17 protein-coding genes and 2 pseudogenes are annotated in these 14,515 nt (G+C 41.7%); 12 read left to right on the top strand and 7 right to left on the bottom strand.

Features of this window, described 5'->3' with window-relative positions; translation table 11 throughout:
- Nucleotides 1-747: pseudogene (locus tag RMO55_RS14020) on the bottom strand (glutamate synthase subunit alpha); the annotation flags it as partial.
- Nucleotides 748-1,068: 321 nt separating this feature from the next.
- Here RMO55_RS14020 and RMO55_RS14025 point away from each other — a divergent pair.
- Nucleotides 1,069-1,965, top strand: a complete 897-nt coding sequence (locus tag RMO55_RS14025) for a protein kinase domain-containing protein (RefSeq protein WP_310427440.1) — start codon at nucleotides 1,069-1,071, stop codon at nucleotides 1,963-1,965.
- 492 nt (nucleotides 1,966-2,457) lie between these two features.
- On the opposite strand, the gene RMO55_RS14030 is transcribed toward RMO55_RS14025, so the two are convergent.
- Nucleotides 2,458-2,607, bottom strand: coding sequence for a hypothetical protein (locus tag RMO55_RS14030; protein WP_310427441.1), 150 nt, complete (start codon nucleotides 2,605-2,607; stop codon nucleotides 2,458-2,460).
- A 45-nt stretch (nucleotides 2,608-2,652) separates the two neighbouring features.
- On the opposite strand from RMO55_RS14030, the gene RMO55_RS14035 reads away from it, so the two are divergent.
- The 3 genes from RMO55_RS14035 to RMO55_RS14045 all read left to right on the top strand — a co-directional run bounded on the left by RMO55_RS14035 (nucleotide 2,653) and on the right by RMO55_RS14045 (nucleotide 3,536).
- Nucleotides 2,653-2,949, top strand: a complete 297-nt coding sequence (locus tag RMO55_RS14035) for a BrnT family toxin (RefSeq protein ID WP_310427443.1) — start codon at nucleotides 2,653-2,655, stop codon at nucleotides 2,947-2,949.
- The gene (locus RMO55_RS14040; RefSeq protein ID WP_310427444.1) at nucleotides 2,939-3,232 is read left to right on the top strand and encodes a hypothetical protein; all 294 of its coding nucleotides are present in this window, start codon (nucleotides 2,939-2,941) and stop codon (nucleotides 3,230-3,232) included. Before RMO55_RS14035 ends, RMO55_RS14040 begins: the two co-directional genes overlap by 11 nt.
- Nucleotides 3,233-3,371: 139 nt before the next feature.
- Entirely contained in the window at nucleotides 3,372-3,536 is a 165-nt protein-coding gene (locus tag RMO55_RS14045) for a hypothetical protein (RefSeq protein ID WP_310427446.1), read from the top strand.
- Nucleotides 3,537-3,715: 179 nt separating this feature from the next.
- On the opposite strand, the gene RMO55_RS14050 is transcribed toward RMO55_RS14045, so the two are convergent.
- On the bottom strand, nucleotides 3,716-3,949 hold the full coding sequence (locus RMO55_RS14050; RefSeq protein ID WP_310427447.1) for a hypothetical protein: 234 nt from the start codon (nucleotides 3,947-3,949) through the stop codon (nucleotides 3,716-3,718).
- A gap of 89 nt (nucleotides 3,950-4,038) precedes the next feature.
- Nucleotides 4,039-4,295, bottom strand: a pseudogene (locus RMO55_RS14055) (hypothetical protein); the annotation flags it as partial.
- Nucleotides 4,296-4,659: 364 nt separating this feature from the next.
- Here RMO55_RS14055 and RMO55_RS14060 point away from each other — a divergent pair.
- Nucleotides 4,660-5,148 (top strand): GNAT family N-acetyltransferase, encoded by a 489-nt coding sequence (locus RMO55_RS14060; protein ID WP_310427449.1) that lies wholly within the window; start codon nucleotides 4,660-4,662, stop codon nucleotides 5,146-5,148.
- A gap of 405 nt (nucleotides 5,149-5,553) precedes the next feature.
- On the opposite strand, the gene RMO55_RS14065 is transcribed toward RMO55_RS14060, so the two are convergent.
- Both RMO55_RS14065 and RMO55_RS22295 read right to left on the bottom strand, forming a co-directional pair.
- Nucleotides 5,554-5,691, bottom strand: a complete 138-nt coding sequence (locus RMO55_RS14065; protein WP_310427451.1) for a hypothetical protein — start codon at nucleotides 5,689-5,691, stop codon at nucleotides 5,554-5,556.
- A 192-nt stretch (nucleotides 5,692-5,883) separates the two neighbouring features.
- Nucleotides 5,884-6,036: a DUF2281 domain-containing protein gene (locus RMO55_RS22295; protein ID WP_396134321.1), complete on the bottom strand. Its 153-nt coding sequence runs from the start codon at nucleotides 6,034-6,036 to the stop codon at nucleotides 5,884-5,886.
- A 341-nt stretch (nucleotides 6,037-6,377) separates the two neighbouring features.
- On the opposite strand from RMO55_RS22295, the gene RMO55_RS14070 reads away from it, so the two are divergent.
- From RMO55_RS14070 to RMO55_RS14090, 5 genes are all read left to right on the top strand, one after another.
- Nucleotides 6,378-6,617, top strand: a complete 240-nt coding sequence (locus RMO55_RS14070) for a hypothetical protein (protein WP_310427452.1) — start codon at nucleotides 6,378-6,380, stop codon at nucleotides 6,615-6,617.
- Nucleotides 6,607-6,969, top strand: a complete 363-nt coding sequence (locus RMO55_RS14075) for a type II toxin-antitoxin system RelE/ParE family toxin (protein ID WP_310427454.1) — start codon at nucleotides 6,607-6,609, stop codon at nucleotides 6,967-6,969. The genes RMO55_RS14070 and RMO55_RS14075 overlap by 11 nt, the downstream gene beginning before the upstream one ends.
- 277 nt (nucleotides 6,970-7,246) lie before the next feature.
- Nucleotides 7,247-7,492, top strand: a complete 246-nt coding sequence (locus RMO55_RS14080) for a toxin-antitoxin system HicB family antitoxin (RefSeq protein WP_310427456.1) — start codon at nucleotides 7,247-7,249, stop codon at nucleotides 7,490-7,492.
- Between the two features lie 560 nt (nucleotides 7,493-8,052).
- On the top strand, nucleotides 8,053-8,262 hold the full coding sequence (locus RMO55_RS14085; protein ID WP_310427486.1) for a hypothetical protein: 210 nt from the start codon (nucleotides 8,053-8,055) through the stop codon (nucleotides 8,260-8,262).
- A 141-nt stretch (nucleotides 8,263-8,403) separates the two neighbouring features.
- Nucleotides 8,404-9,684: a sugar ABC transporter substrate-binding protein gene (locus RMO55_RS14090; protein ID WP_310427458.1), complete on the top strand. Its 1,281-nt coding sequence runs from the start codon at nucleotides 8,404-8,406 to the stop codon at nucleotides 9,682-9,684.
- A gap of 21 nt (nucleotides 9,685-9,705) precedes the next feature.
- On the opposite strand, the gene ppk1 is transcribed toward RMO55_RS14090, so the two are convergent.
- A complete protein-coding gene (ppk1, locus tag RMO55_RS14095; RefSeq protein ID WP_310427459.1) occupies nucleotides 9,706-11,862 on the bottom strand; it encodes a polyphosphate kinase 1 in 2,157 nt (718 codons plus the stop codon).
- A gap of 413 nt (nucleotides 11,863-12,275) precedes the next feature.
- On the opposite strand from ppk1, the gene RMO55_RS14100 reads away from it, so the two are divergent.
- Nucleotides 12,276-13,265, top strand: coding sequence for a hypothetical protein (locus RMO55_RS14100; protein WP_310427460.1), 990 nt, complete (start codon nucleotides 12,276-12,278; stop codon nucleotides 13,263-13,265).
- A 67-nt stretch (nucleotides 13,266-13,332) separates the two neighbouring features.
- Nucleotides 13,333-14,418, top strand: a complete 1,086-nt coding sequence (locus RMO55_RS14105) for a hypothetical protein (RefSeq protein ID WP_310427462.1) — start codon at nucleotides 13,333-13,335, stop codon at nucleotides 14,416-14,418.
- The last annotated feature ends 97 nt before the right edge of the window (nucleotides 14,419-14,515 follow it).

Consider the following 14,515-nt stretch of genomic DNA (forward strand, 5'->3'; position numbering starts at 1 on the left):
GTAGCGATAGGGATGCGCCCGCTCCCAACTGGGGAAAGTATTGGTACTAAACCGCGAATGCACCAACGCCAACGCGCTCTCCATGTCTGGATCTTGGAGTTCGGGGAAATATTGCCCCACCTGCACGGGCATCAACATCCCTTTGTAAACGATCGTTCGCGCCGATATACTCGCCACATACCAATGTACATCTACATTCGCTGCCCTAATTGCGGTATGCGCCAGCTTGCGAATCACAAACAACTTCCGCTCGAACGCTAACTCATCCGCCAATTCCGGCGATTTAGCAATAAATACCTGCTGCATAAACGGCTCACTCGATCGAGCCGTCTCACCCAAAGAACTATTATCCGTTGGCACATCCCGCCAACCCAATACCTTCAAGCCTTCCGCCGCGACAACTTCCGCGAAGATCTGCCGACTCTTCGATCGAATCACCGGATCTGGCGATCCATACACCGCCCCGACTCCATACTCTCCCGCTGCGGGTAATTCAATCCCCTCAGCCGCCGCCACCTTCTGCATAAACTTGTGGGGCACCTGCATCAAAATCCCCGCGCCATCACCCGTATTTGTCTCGCACCCGCACGCGCCGCGATGATCGAGATTCACCAAAATTGTCAGTGCTTGCGCCACAATATCATGCGACTTCGCCCCTTTCATCTGCGCGATAAAACCGATACCGCAAGCATCGTGCTCAAACTGCGGATCGTATAAACCTTGTTTGACGGGGTGACTAGTGTTCATGGATTGAGGGTGTAAGAGTGATGGATTACCGTTGGTACGTTACACGAACGGGCTGGGGAGTAGAATGCACAATTAAGGCTAATTCTAGAGCCTACTATTTTCTAACGCATTTTCGCGCGCAGGGTAGCTACTGATACAAATATTTAACCTCAGCTTCTCCTGTCAGATTCGGGTGTGTTGGGTTTCGCCTTCATCTACACAGCCTATAGATCCTTAGATCCTACTTAACAAGCTGGGTAGAATGTCTTTAGAAGGGTATCAGGTATTGAAATAAACGCTATAGAAAATATATTCCTGAGTAACTCATTCTCCTCAATAACGATGATGTTTAATTTATTTGACTGGATTGATTATTCTATTAATAAAAACAAAGAGAAAGAGATACACTGCCTAAAACAGGGGGATATTATTTCCAATCGCTACAAAATAGAAAATAGATTATCTAGTTATCAACAGCAGTTAGATACAGATCCCTATTTAGCTATAGATTTAAAATCTCCAGAACACAAAAAAGTAGTGATAACTCTCCTGGAATTACCAACCATTAATCGAAAGATCCAAAAGGAGGCAAGCTCTTTTTTTAAGCAAGAGACAGACAAGTTAATTAGATTAAGTGAGAAAATAGATGTTGTCCCAAAATTTATTGATTTTCTTGAGGGAGAGGAATGTTTCTATGTTGCTACAGAATATATAGAAAGTACTGCTCTTTCTCAAGAATTATCTAGGCATCAATCATCTGAGGCAGAATCTGTCATCTTAATCAAAGAAATTCTGATGTCTTTGCAAATACTTCATCACAATAATGTTATTCATCAAAAAATCACACCACATCATATCATCCGACAATCTAAAGATGGTAAGTTATTATTCACATATTTTGGGGACTTAAAGAAAATACGTGAAATGAATCGATCCGAAAAAACAATGGGCAATCCTCATATTGTCCGTAGTCCATATTTATCACCAGATCTCTATGCAAATCAAGCCTGTTTTTCAAGCGATATTTATACGATTGGTGTAATTGGAATTAAAAAAATAACTGGACAAGGACTGTTTGACATAGGAGTTAACCATTCTAATGGAAAAACTTTATGGCGAGATCATTGTCAATGCAGCAATCGATTTGCTTTTGTTTTAGATAAGATGATTGAACACGATGTCAAGAATCGATATCAACATATTTGTGAAATCATGGAAGATATCAAACACAATTGGTGAGATTTATCCCTGTAGGTTGGATTGAGTCTAGAAACCCAATAATCTCAGTGTTTGAGGTTCGATCGATCGCTATTGAGGAGTATTTTTATATCCTGTTGGGATTATCGATCGATTACCTAATTCGAGAAACTCAACAATTTCAGTGTTTGAGGTTCGATCGATCGCCGTTGAGGAGTATGTTTATATCCTGTTGGAATGATCGATCGATTACCTATTTCGAGAAACCCGACAATTTCAGTGTTTGAGGTTCGATCTCTATTGAGGAGTATCTTTATACCCTGTTGGAATTATCGATCGATTAGCTACTTTGAGAAACCCAACAATTTCAGTGTTTGAGGTTCGATCGATCGTCATTGAGGAGCATATTTATATCCTGTCGGAATGATCGATCGATTACCTAGTTCGAGAAACCTGATAATTCTAGTGTTTGAGGTTCGATCGATCGGTATTGAGGAGTATCTTTATACCCTGTTGGAATTATCGATCGATTATCTACTTCGAGAAACCCGACAATTTCAGTGTTTGAGGTTCGATCGATCGCCATTGAGTAGCATTTTTATATCCTGTTGGAATGATCGATCGATTATTTTGGGTTTGGTCGATCATTGTTGATTCGATCGCAACAATATCTGTAATAATCATAAAACGTATTGACATCGTAAATACGTTTTGTTTATACTAGACACTATGAATGTGTACTTCGTGCTAAACGGCATTACTTTTGTATGGGACGAGAAAAAGGCGCGGATTAATCCCATAAATCACGATGGGATTACCTTTCAGCAAGCTGCTGAATCTTTCTTTGACCCATTTCTAGTTATCGTTGATGCCAGCCGTAACGAAGAAGCACGAGATGCTGTAATTGGGTTGGATGCTCGGTGGAATCTACTGTATGTAGTTCACATTGAGCGTGAAGAGAATGTCATTCGGATTATTTCGGCACGAAAAGCAACTCGTCAGGAGAGAGTACAGTATGAAGATTGAAGCACTAAAGCAGCGATTAGAACGAAATCGTCCCATGACTAGCGTGACGATCCGTATGCCCGAAGATGTTGTTGAAGACCTGAAAAAAGTTGCTCCATTATTGGGCTTTTCAGGTTATCAGCCGTTAATTCGTGCTTATATCGGTCAATGTTTGCGCCTCGATCTAGAACGATTTGAGAGCGAGACAGTGACAGCCTTAGTCGCAAGTTTAAAGCGTCGAGGTGTCAGTGATACAGTAATTGATGAAGCATTAAGTGAGGTCGTTCATGCTGAGTCTCATTAAATTGTGTCTAGTGGGATTTTCTCTCCGTAGGTTGGGTTGAGCTTCGGAACAAAACAATTCCAATGTTTGAGGCTCGATTCTCGTGCCGAGAGGCTAAGCCAACGATTGGTATTGAGGAGCATCTTTATATCCTGTTGAAATGGTCGATCGATTACCTACTTCGAGAAACCCGACAATTTCAGTGATTGAGGTTCGATCGATCGGTATTGAGGAGCATTTTTATATCCTGTCAAGATTATCGATCGATCTTTGGTGCGATGGTTTTGGGATCGATCGAGTGTTGATGGTTATCGATCGAATTTAAAGATCGATCTTGTTACAGATTCGTTGACAAAGCCTCTTATTCCGAGAATCGCAGTTGTTGAAGTTGTTCGTTGGCGAAGCCTTCCAATTCGGAAATCGTAAACCCAGTTACCTCAGCAACCACCTCCAAAGCTATGTTCTTACGTTGTTTCAGGACTATCTGGCAGTCGTTGGCGTAGCCTACCGGAGGTAATCGATAATGACAATCCCCATTCGCAAGAGTCCCATCAGTCGATCGAATAAACCCAAATCTTCCTGCTGCCATCCTTCCTTTCCTGGCTCACCAATGAACATCAAATCGATTTCTAAATCCTCATCATTACGAACTTGAATATTTTGCTGAGTATCACCCTTAGTTTTATACAATGATTGGATGTAGAACTTGAAAAATCTGTCGTGTTTGTATTGAGCCATTGAGTTTTATATATCTGTTCCCGATTTGATTAAACTTGTAACGCTTTCTTCTGTGCGCTCATCGACTCATGCGCCGTCCAAGGTTCCGGCACCATCATCATCATCGCATGGGGCACCTGCATCAAAATCCCCGCCCCATCTCCGGTATTCGTCTCGCAGCCGCACGCGCCACGATGATTACCTAACGGTAGGCTACGCCAACGAGATTCACCAAAATCGTCAGTGCTTGCGCCACAATCTCATGCGACCTCGCCCCTTTCATCTGCACGATAAAACCGATACCGCAAGCATCGTGCTCAAACTGCGGATCGTATAAACCTTGTTTGACGGGGTGAGTGGTGTTCAGGGATTGAGGGCGTAAGAGTGAAGGATTACCGTTGGTACGCTACGCGAACGGGCTGGGGAGTAGAATGCACAATTAAGGCTGATTCTAGAGCCTACTATTTTCTAACGCATTTTCGCGACTAGGGTAGCTACTGATACAAATATTTAACCTCTGTTTCTCCTGACGGAGCATCTGAGTTAAGTTTGTTGGGTTTCATTCTTCAACCCAACCTACAGATCCATACGACCCATCTATTGGGGATGTCGCTTGTCATAATTAAAGAATGTATTCAGTTGGCATCAAAATTAAAGTAAGATGAAGTCATTCAGTCGATGTGCTTAATCACTACATCATTAAGTTCCTGCGGTCGCACAATTTTTTATATATGTTGACTCTTCATCAAGTCACAAGCAGTCAGTTATCTGCACTCCTTGAGCAACCCAAACGTTCTGATATAGACGGGTTGCTACTTCCTAACAGTGAAGAAATTGCTCCTAGGTTCTGGATCGAGTTTGTTAATGATCGATTAAAGCAAGACCCCAAAAACTGTTTTTGGTGGTTCCCTCGGTCTATCGTAGTCGATCAGTTAATAGTTGGGATGATCGGATTTAAAAGTCCTCCAGACAGTAATGGATCGGTTGAAATTGGATATGGAATAGTGCCTTCTCAACAAGGACAAGGATTTGCGACTCAAGCTGTAGATTTGTTGCTTAGAGAGGGATTTTCAAAGGCTGAAATTCAAACGATTGTCGCTTGTACTGTGCCGATAGATTCAGCATCCGGGAGAGTTTTAGAGAAGAATCAATTTGTGAGAGACGGGAGTAAAATTGATCCAGAAGATGGTGAAGTCTGGGTTTGGCGAAGAGTGCGCTGAAGAAACTATACGAATCAAAGATCGCAGGATAACAACCTGCTTACACGCCGACCCCAGTTGAGTTGGTTGGTTGAAACCGAAAGTTGACTAGCGGCAGATGAAGCAGAACTCTGGTGAGATTTTTCTCTGGAGTGGGATTTCTCCCTGTAGGTTGGGTTGAAGCCCATGAAAGCCAACAATTTCAGTGTTTGAGGTTCGATCGATCGCCGTACTCTGTCGGAATGATCGATCGATTAGCTTGGGTTTGATCGATCGTTATTAACTCGATCGATCTTTGGTGCAATGGTTTTGGGATCGATCGATTACCATAGTCTTTCTACTGGATAAGACTCAAACGATCCATCAGCACTTATTAGTATTAACTCGCGCTCGATCGCTTGAGAGATGATGAGTCTGTCGAAAGGATCAAAGGTGATGTAGCGGTAATGTTAAATATCTATCTAGATCCAACCACTCGATCGGCAGAATTTCAATTTTGAGTTGGGCTAAAAGTTGATAAATATCCTCGATTACCTCCGGTAGGCTACGCCAACGAATGGTCAATTTTCAACTTTCCAATATTTAGCTTAATTGCGATTTCCCAAATACTAACTACACTAAAATTAAGCTGATTAGTATCGTCAGCTATAACGGATCTTACTCGTTGGCGAAGCCTCCGCTATGCGGAATCGCTCAACTGTGGATCGCCTTGAATCAGCCACAGAAATACGTGTGTATCCAGTAAAAACTGACCCATTACATATATTCCTGTAAATCATCTAAAGGCGCGTTAAAATCACCAGACATCCACACCTCCCCCTTCCAGATGCCGAAAGCATCTTTTCGATTGAGTGGGGGTGTTTGCACCAATTGATTATGCTTTGCAACCAAACCCTCAATGTAGTGCAGGGCTTCCTATTGCACCGACTCTGGTAGTCGCTGAATTTGTTCGAGGAGTGCTTGCTCCATACGATTATCAAGGGCAATAAAGACGTATTTCTATTTTAGCTCAAGTCTGTGAGAGCGCACTCATAAGTAGAATTTATCCCTGTTGGTTGGGTTGAAGCCCTCGAAATCTAACAATTCCAGTGTTTGAGGCTCGATCGTTGGCGTAGCCTACCGTTAGGTAATCGCTGTTGAGGAGCATCTTTATACACTGTCGAAATTAGAGATCGTGATATGATTATACTAGTCAGATCCAAACGATCGACGCTATATTTTTTCTAAACTACTTAGCTCCAGGATAAATTATGAGCGATCGAACAGTTACCGGAACGATCGATAAAAACGGTTTTGTTACTTTTGATGAGGAAGTAACAATCGCCGAGCCTCAAGCCGTTACCATAATTTTCAAGACTGGTATTGAAGCTAGTAAACCACTCAAAAATCAACAAGAGCTAACAGATAAAATCATTCAAGGCTTACACGAAGCAATTACAGGTAAAACAGTTGCGCTGTCAGCATTGTGGGACGAATTAGATGCAGACTGATGAGAATAAACCTGTCACGATCGTACTTAGCGAAATATTTTTAAAGGATATTAAAGATTTAGCCAAGTCCTATCGCTCTGTCAGAAAGGATTTATTGCCTTTGATTGAAAGATTGAGTAACGGCGAGATCGTTGGCGATAGAATTAAGGGATTCGATTATAGAATTTACAAGACAAGAGTAAAAAACAGCGACAATCAAAAAGGATCTAGTGGCGGGTATAGAGTTATTTACTACGTTCAAACAGTAGAATTTATCGTCCTGACAAATATCTATTCAAAATCAGATTACGAGAACATCGATGATAGTTTAATCGAAAAATCGATTCAGCAATACTTAGAGAACAATTTATAATGGCTATTAGTGAGATTTCTTCCCATAGGTTGGGTTGAGCGTAGAAACTAGATGACCTAATCGATTTCTACTGTGCAGTGGGATTACTTCATGAAATTTTCTTCCTTTGGCGACCCTTTTTGCGTGACCCAAAAGATGAAATGGTACTAGAGCTTGCAGTCAAAGCAGGCTGTGAGAGTATAATTACATATAAAACCCGTGACTTTGCAGGCGTTGAGCAGTTTGGTTTAAAGCTACTTCAGCCTTCAGAGTTTTTACGCTCGATCGGAAAACTGCCATGAGTATTGTTCAAGTTCAAATTCCTGACTCATTACATCAAAGTCTGTCCGATCTCGCTGGTCGTGATGGGATTTCTATCGATCAGTTTATATCTACTGCGATCGCGGAAAAGCTCTCAGCCTTGATGACAGAAAATTACCTCAAGGATAGAGCCAGAAGAGGCAACCGGACAAAGTATGAAGCAATCTTAGCAAAGGTTTCCGATGTAGAGCCAGAAGAATATGACAGAATACCGACTGTCTAATAAGCCCATTGCACGCTGACCGTATTGAGTGGAATTTCCCCATGTAGGTTGGGTTGAGAGCACCGCAAAAACCAACAATCCCAGTGTTTGAGGCTCGCTCGTTGGCAAAGCCTACCGGAGATAATCGCCATTGATGAGCATCTTTAATATCCTGTCAGAATTATTGATCGATTACCTACTTCGAGAAACCTGACAATTCCAGTGTTCGAGGCTCGATCGATCGGTATTCAGGAGTATCTTTATACTCTGTCGAAATGATCGATCAATTTTATGCCAAAAATAGTTTTGATGACAGATTGAAACGATCGCTTAATTTCTCAGCCTGAATAAGATCGATTGTTTACCATCGATAACTTCAAATACTCGATCGCTAGAACCAAATATACCAACTAAATCTCCTGGCTGAACATCGTTCGCATCCATTAAATGCAGTAGTCGGCTGTGGGGAGTCGATCGATTTTGAGATGGGTAATGTTCTGATTCAAACTTTTCAACTACGATGACAAACAGATCGATTAAGCGAAATTAGCTATACCGAAGCCCAGAGTAATTTAGGCGTTCTGCTTGATTGTGTAGCAGACACTAACGACACTATTATAGTCAAACGAGACGGCACCGATAAAAACGTCGCTCTCATCGCCGAAACAGACCTCAGCAGCCTCTTAGAAACAGTTTATCTACTGAGACTCCAGCCAACGCAACTAGATTGGATTGGGCGATCGATCGAGCCAAACAAAGAGATCTCCAAGGCTACCAACATTCAGATATAGAAAACCCATCGCAATCGATCTCCGCCTTATGTATCGAGATACTCAAACAACTGGGTGTGTTGGAGGCGTGTAAACCCCCTAGTCTCGATCGACCAAATCGTCGATAATACCTGGGTGTCGATCGAGGGGTGTTAAATCTCAATGGTTAAGATAAGTAATTTGCGTCGCTTGCTGATTTGTGGCTTGTTAGGGCTAGTATTAACTGGAGTGGTGAGTTGTCTAAAGTCCCCCAGTAGCAAAACACCACAGTTAGAATTTTGGACGATGCAACTTCAGCCAAAGTTTAATGATTATTTCAAAGATGCGATCAGTAAATTTGAAGTTGCCAATCCTGGAATTAAAGTCCACTGGGTAGATGTACCTTGGGGAGCCATGCAGGGCAAAATCCAAGCTGCAATGGGGGCGAAAACCGCTCCAGATGTCGTCAATCTCAATCCTGACTTTGCCATCCAACTAGCGGCTAGAAATGCTTGGTTGAATTTAGATTCGGTTTTAACTAAGGGCGAGAGCAAAGAGTATTTACCTAGTATTTGGCAAGCTGGCACCTTGGAAGGTAAAGCTTTTAGTTTTCCCTGGTATCTAACTACTAACGTTACTATCTACAATCAAGAACTATTAACTAAAGCAGGCGTGCTGCAACCGCCAACTACTTATCAAGAATTAGCCCAAGCCGCCAAACAAATTAAAGAAAAGACGGGTAAATATGCTTTATTTACTACCTTTGTACCTGAAGATAGCAACGATGTGCTCGAATCCCTCGTCCAAATGGGTGTGCAACTAATCGACAAACAGGGTAAGACTGCCTTTAATACCCCTGCGGGTAGAGCCGCCTTCCAATATTGGGTAGATCTCTATAAACAAGGCTTACTGCCCAAGGAAGCCCTGACTCAGGGACATCAACAGGGTATTCAACTCTATCAAGCAGGCGAAACAGCGATGCTCTCGGCGGGGGCACCGTTTATTGATACGATCGCTAAAAATGCCCCTCAAATTGCCAAAATCTCTGCTGTCGCGCCCCAAATATCGGGACAAACTGGTAAAAAAGGTGTAGCTGTAATGAATCTCGTTATTCCTCGCAGTAGCAAAATGTCTGACGCAGCCGTAAAATTTGCGCTGTTTATCACCAACGCCAGTAATCAAGTAGCATTTGCCCAAGCTTCAGATACATTGCCTTCAAATATCAAAGCAGTAGCAGATTATAAGAATAAACTAGAGAGTCATAACGATAAATCTGCCCTCGATCGAGGTAAATTAGTTAGTGCGGAGCAATTATCCCAGTCGGAGATCTTAATTCCCCCATTAAAAAATCTCAATGTGCTCAAGAAAGCAATTTATGAAAATCTCCAAGCTGCAATGTTGGGGGAGAAAACAGTCGAGCAAGCAGTAACAACTGCGGCGAGTGCTTGGGATGCAAACAAATAAGGACCTGTAGGGGCGGTTTTATTAATTAACCGCCATCTCCATCAAAATTTGCTGAGTGCTTTCCTCCTCAGTGCCAACTTGAGGACGACGTTGCTTGTAACTACCATCAGATTTCATATCCCAAGCTTGACGATTATCTGCCAACATAATACCTAAGATTTCTTGGAGATCTTTAGAGATTTCTGGATCTTCAATTGGCGTAATTACTTCTACCCGTCTGTCGAGATTTCTAGTCATCCAATCAGCACTACCAATGAATATTTTTGTATTGCCATCATTGTGAAAATAGTAGATGCGAGAATGTTCTAGAAATCTCCCAATAATACTGATAACCCTGATATTTTCACTAACACCTGGCAAGCCTGGACGCAAACAACACATGCCGCGAATAATTAGATCGATCGAAACTCCAGCCTGAGATGCACGATAGAGATTTGCGATCATTTTTGGATCGACTAAAGCATTCATTTTAGCGACAATTCGTCCGGTTTTACCTGCTTTACAATGATCGATTTCTTGTTGAACTAATCGATCGAATGATTCTCGTGAATTTACTGGTGAAACAATTAATTTTCGATAAGATCTTTGCAGAGAATAGCCTGTGAGATAGTTAAATAAATCTGTCAGATCTGCACCCAATTCGGGGCGACAGCTAAATAGCCCAACATCAGTATATACCTTGGAAGTTTTAGCATTATAGTTGCCAGTCCCAATGTGAACGTACCGCCGAATTTTGTCATCTTCACGGCGGACGACTAATACCACCTTGGTATGTGTTTTTAATCTAACTAATCCATATACGACATGAACGCCAGATTGCTCTAGTTTACGTGCTAAATTAATATTATTTTGCTCGTCAAATCTCGCTTTAAGTTCGATTAATACCGAAACTTGTTTGCCATTTTCGGCAGCTTTAATCAAAGCCTTGAGGATGTGAGAGTCTCCTGTCGTCCGGTAGAGAGTCATTTTGATTGCCAACACTTTTGTATCATTTGCCGCACAGTTAATGAACCGTTCTACTGTATCTGTAAATGATTGATATGGATGATGGACGAGAAAATCTTTTTGAGCAATTAAACTAAAAAAGTTACCACCATCTTCAACTGGTTTGATTCGGCGCAACGCAGCAGGTACGATCGCATTCCAGGGCGGATCTTTTAATTCAGGAACGGGGAGTGATAAAAAAGACATCACATCGCCCAAACCTAACATTCCACTAACTTCATAAATATCTGAACCTGTGACTTCTAGTTCTTCTTGCAACATCCGTCGAATCTGTTTTGGCATCGCGGCATCCACTTCAATTCTCACCACAGAGCCACCTTTACGCCGCTTCCGTAAGCCAGATTCGATCGCTAGAAGCAAATCGTCAGCTTCGTCTTCAGCCATACTAATATCGGCATTGCGTGTGACTCTAAAGGTATAGCAATCTTGGATATTCATCCCTGGAAAAAGGGATTCTAAATTGTGGGCGATTAACTGCTCTAAGGGAATTCCCGTCCAAATTTGGGAACGTTCTGGATAAGATTGCAGCGGGTTATTTGAGTCGATTACTTGTAGCTTTGTTGGTAAAACAATAAAGCGTGGTAAAACTTTTGGTACCTTAACTCTGGCAAATAATTCTTCACCTGTATCAGGATGTTTGATGACGACTGCGAGATTTAAACTTAGATTAGAAATATATGGGAATGGATGCCCAGGATCGACAGCTAATGGAGTAAGAACAGGGAATATTTGCTCTTCAAAATATGTTTGCAAATAGTTACATTGTTCCTGATTTAAGTCAAAATAATCTAATAAGTAAATACCTTGCTCGATCGTGGCTGGACGCAACACTGTTTCAAAATGTTGATGTTGTTTTGTCACTAGCTCCTGTACTCGTTCGCTGGCTACTGCTAATTGCTCGCTGGCGGTTCTACCATCTGGTGTTAACTGGCTGACTTTCGCCTCGATTTGTTGCTTAATTGCAGCAATTCTGACCATGAAAAACTCATCGAGATTCGAGCTAAAAATCCCCATAAATTTTAGTCGTTCCAGTAATGGCGTGCGCTCATCCATCGCCTCATGTAATACGCGAGCATTAAATTCTAACCACGTCAGTTCCCGACTTAAATAGTATTGAGGATCGGTGAGATCGATGTCTGATGGATTGGTGTTAGGTAATTTTGAGAAAGTCATGCTAGAGGTGTGGGGATGTGGGGGTGTAACGCAGTGGGGGTGTGGGGGTGTAACGCAGTGGGGGTGTTGGGGTGTTGGGGTGTGTTTCTTACCACCTTACTCCCATACCCCCCTACTCCCCCACTCCCTTTACGGTGGTACAGCCTACCCTCTACTCTCTAGCTGCACCAACAACTTGTGATAGTACAAATTTCCTAGAAAGTCTTGACATCGATTGAGCGGTGAGATACAATAGTACTAGTTAATTAGCTAAAGCAGTCAATTTTGACCCTAAACAGCAAATATATCAGTATTTAAGTTCTTTTCATTGAATATTTGGGCACAATTAGTCAGTAGTTGAGACAATCCCAAAACTCTACCTGCATAGCAGCGGGTTAGTTTTCATGCGTTCTTATCATTAAGGCAGATAGATTATGGCAATAGTAAAAGATAGTAAGACCCAAATTTTAACAGAACTCGATCGCATTTTAGCAGAGCAATATCGACCTGGGTCTAAGGTTGCTACCAAAGAAGAAGAAGCACAATTAGCCAAGAATAAGGAAATTGTTACTAAAGCGGCTAGTTATACCGTTGACACGATCGTCAAGGGGATGGCAGACTTACAGCTAGAATTTGGGAGTATTATCACTGGACTATCTGACACATTAAAAATTGAAGTTGAAAAATTAACTGAAGTCAAACAATCGATCGAAATCGAAACACAACATCGATCGGAGCTTCAACAGGTTAGGGTGGTAGCGGATGCATTGCACATCATTACTCAAGAGCATCAACAGAGCTTAAAAGCGATCGAACAGCAAGTAGCTACCGATCAAGAAAATCTTGAAAAAGAACAAGCAAACCTCCGTAAACAGTGGGAAAGAACCGATCGAGAATATAACGAACAGCAGGCAGAATTAGCAACGGTTGTTGCTAAAGAACGCCAGAAAGAGCAAGATGAATTTCAGTATAAAGTTACGCGAGATCGCCAGTTGCAGACTGATGTATATACTGAAACTAAACGCAATCAAGAGCAGGAGACCCAATCGCTCGATCGTGAGAAACAAAAACAGTGGAAAGAGCGTGAGAAGTTCTTAAAAGACAATCAAAAACTAGCCGATGAGAATACAGCTAAAGTTGCTGCATTCCCTGCTGAATTAGAAGAAGCAGTTAAAAAAGCGAGAGAAGATGCTATTAAGGAAACTAGTAGTAATGAAAAAGTTAAAGCTGACTTGGCTGAAAAGGAATGGGAAGGTAGCAAGCAAGGCTATGAGATGAAAGCTCAATCGTTAGAGCGAGTTATCGAACGTCAGAACGAACAAATTATTGCAATTACTGAACAGCTTCAAACGGTAATGAATCAAGCGCAATCTTTAGCGATGAAAGCTTTTGAAACTTCAGCTAAGATTAGCGAGAAAAATTAGATATTAATCGAGGTTTAAACAAGATTGTTGAACCTAAAGCCTAAAATCCAAAACCTAAAACCTAATTATGGCGACAAAACCAACAGATAAAAATACTAAAGCAGAAATCCTCACTGCTTACAACCAGCTTGCTGATGAAAAAAAGGCACTAGAAACTGAAGTCAAAAATATTCAAAAGCAAGCTGCTATAGCTACATCCGCTCCCACTGCAAAAGTAGTTAAAGACGAACCAAAAGCCCCCATGAATGCAGTATCTAGCCAAAATAAGGTCAACAACACCATTGCTAATTTAGACAGTCTCCAGCTCGGTTTTGGTGCAGCAGTTAGCGAATTATCGGAAAAGTTAACTACCGAGGCGGCGAAGTTAGCTGAGATTCGGGAAGGCGTAACCGCTGAGGTTACAGACTTGCAAACATTGCATGGTTTGGCAGTTGATGAAGATACATTTGAAGAACTAATTAATGGTTATGAAACTAGTTCCAAAGCTTTTGGGGAGGAATTAAGAGAGCGGCAAGAAGCTCATCAACAAGGAGTTCAAAGTCTAACGAAAGCGTGGAACAAAGAACAAGAACAAAATGGAATCACGGTGAAAGAGCGCGTCGAACTCGATCGCAAGAATAGCCAACGGGAAGTTCAAGAATACAAATATAATTTAGATCTACAACGCAAGATCGATCGAGAACAACATGAGCAACAACAAGCGGCTTTATATTACGAATTAGCTGAGGTGAAGGAAGTTCAAGAAAAAGTTTGGACGGAGCGAGAATCAGCTTTAGCCGATCGAGAAAAACTCTTCAATGAAGCTAAAGATAAGGTTGCTGCTTTCGTTCAAGATAAAGAAAAAGCGATCGAGAAAGCGAAAGGAGAAGGTAAAGGTATCGCAACTTGGCAAGCTAAAATAAAATCTGATTTATATAGCAAGGAAGTGGAAGGTCAAAAACGTTTCTATGAAGGTAGAATCGAATCATTGGAAGATACTATTAGCAACCAAGGCGAACGTCTAAATAGTCTCTCCAAACAACTGGAAGCAGCTCTAAAACAAGTCCAAGATCTAGCTGTCAAAGCGATCGAAGGTTCGGCAAATGCCAACTCTTATCAAACTCTAAAAGAGATTACGCTAGAGCAAGCTAAATCACAAGCTAAGACAAAATAATAGTTTAATCAACTTTGATTGCTACACAATTAAGATAGCGATCATTTAAGTAGGGGCAATTCATGAATTACCCCTACTTAAATGGTCGCTATATCTA

Source organism: Chamaesiphon sp. VAR_48_metabat_135_sub (assembly GCF_031418915.1).
Classification (GTDB): domain Bacteria; phylum Cyanobacteriota; class Cyanobacteriia; order Cyanobacteriales; family Chamaesiphonaceae; genus Chamaesiphon.

What these genes read in the sequence shown, in the direction of transcription:
- RMO55_RS14045 (WP_310427446.1), top strand. Translation starts at nt 3,372, where the DNA reads ATGGTCGATCGATTACCTACTTCGAGAAACCCGACAATTTCAGTGATT.
- RMO55_RS14070 (WP_310427452.1), top strand. Translation starts at nt 6,378, where the DNA reads ATGAGCGATCGAACAGTTACCGGAACGATCGATAAAAACGGTTTTGTT.
- RMO55_RS14060 (WP_310427449.1), top strand. Translation starts at nt 4,660, where the DNA reads ATGTTGACTCTTCATCAAGTCACAAGCAGTCAGTTATCTGCACTCCTT.
- RMO55_RS14105 (WP_310427462.1), top strand. Translation starts at nt 13,333, where the DNA reads ATGGCGACAAAACCAACAGATAAAAATACTAAAGCAGAAATCCTCACT.
- RMO55_RS14050 (WP_310427447.1), bottom strand. Translation starts at nt 3,949, where the DNA reads ATGGCTCAATACAAACACGACAGATTTTTCAAGTTCTACATCCAATCA.
- RMO55_RS14025 (WP_310427440.1), top strand. Translation starts at nt 1,069, where the DNA reads ATGATGTTTAATTTATTTGACTGGATTGATTATTCTATTAATAAAAAC.
- RMO55_RS14100 (WP_310427460.1), top strand. Translation starts at nt 12,276, where the DNA reads ATGGCAATAGTAAAAGATAGTAAGACCCAAATTTTAACAGAACTCGAT.
- ppk1 (WP_310427459.1), bottom strand. Translation starts at nt 11,862, where the DNA reads ATGACTTTCTCAAAATTACCTAACACCAATCCATCAGACATCGATCTC.
- RMO55_RS14075 (WP_310427454.1), top strand. Translation starts at nt 6,607, where the DNA reads ATGCAGACTGATGAGAATAAACCTGTCACGATCGTACTTAGCGAAATA.
- RMO55_RS14080 (WP_310427456.1), top strand. Translation starts at nt 7,247, where the DNA reads ATGAGTATTGTTCAAGTTCAAATTCCTGACTCATTACATCAAAGTCTG.
- RMO55_RS14090 (WP_310427458.1), top strand. Translation starts at nt 8,404, where the DNA reads ATGGTTAAGATAAGTAATTTGCGTCGCTTGCTGATTTGTGGCTTGTTA.
- RMO55_RS14040 (WP_310427444.1), top strand. Translation starts at nt 2,939, where the DNA reads ATGAAGATTGAAGCACTAAAGCAGCGATTAGAACGAAATCGTCCCATG.
- RMO55_RS14035 (WP_310427443.1), top strand. Translation starts at nt 2,653, where the DNA reads ATGAATGTGTACTTCGTGCTAAACGGCATTACTTTTGTATGGGACGAG.
- RMO55_RS14030 (WP_310427441.1), bottom strand. Translation starts at nt 2,607, where the DNA reads ATGATTATTACAGATATTGTTGCGATCGAATCAACAATGATCGACCAA.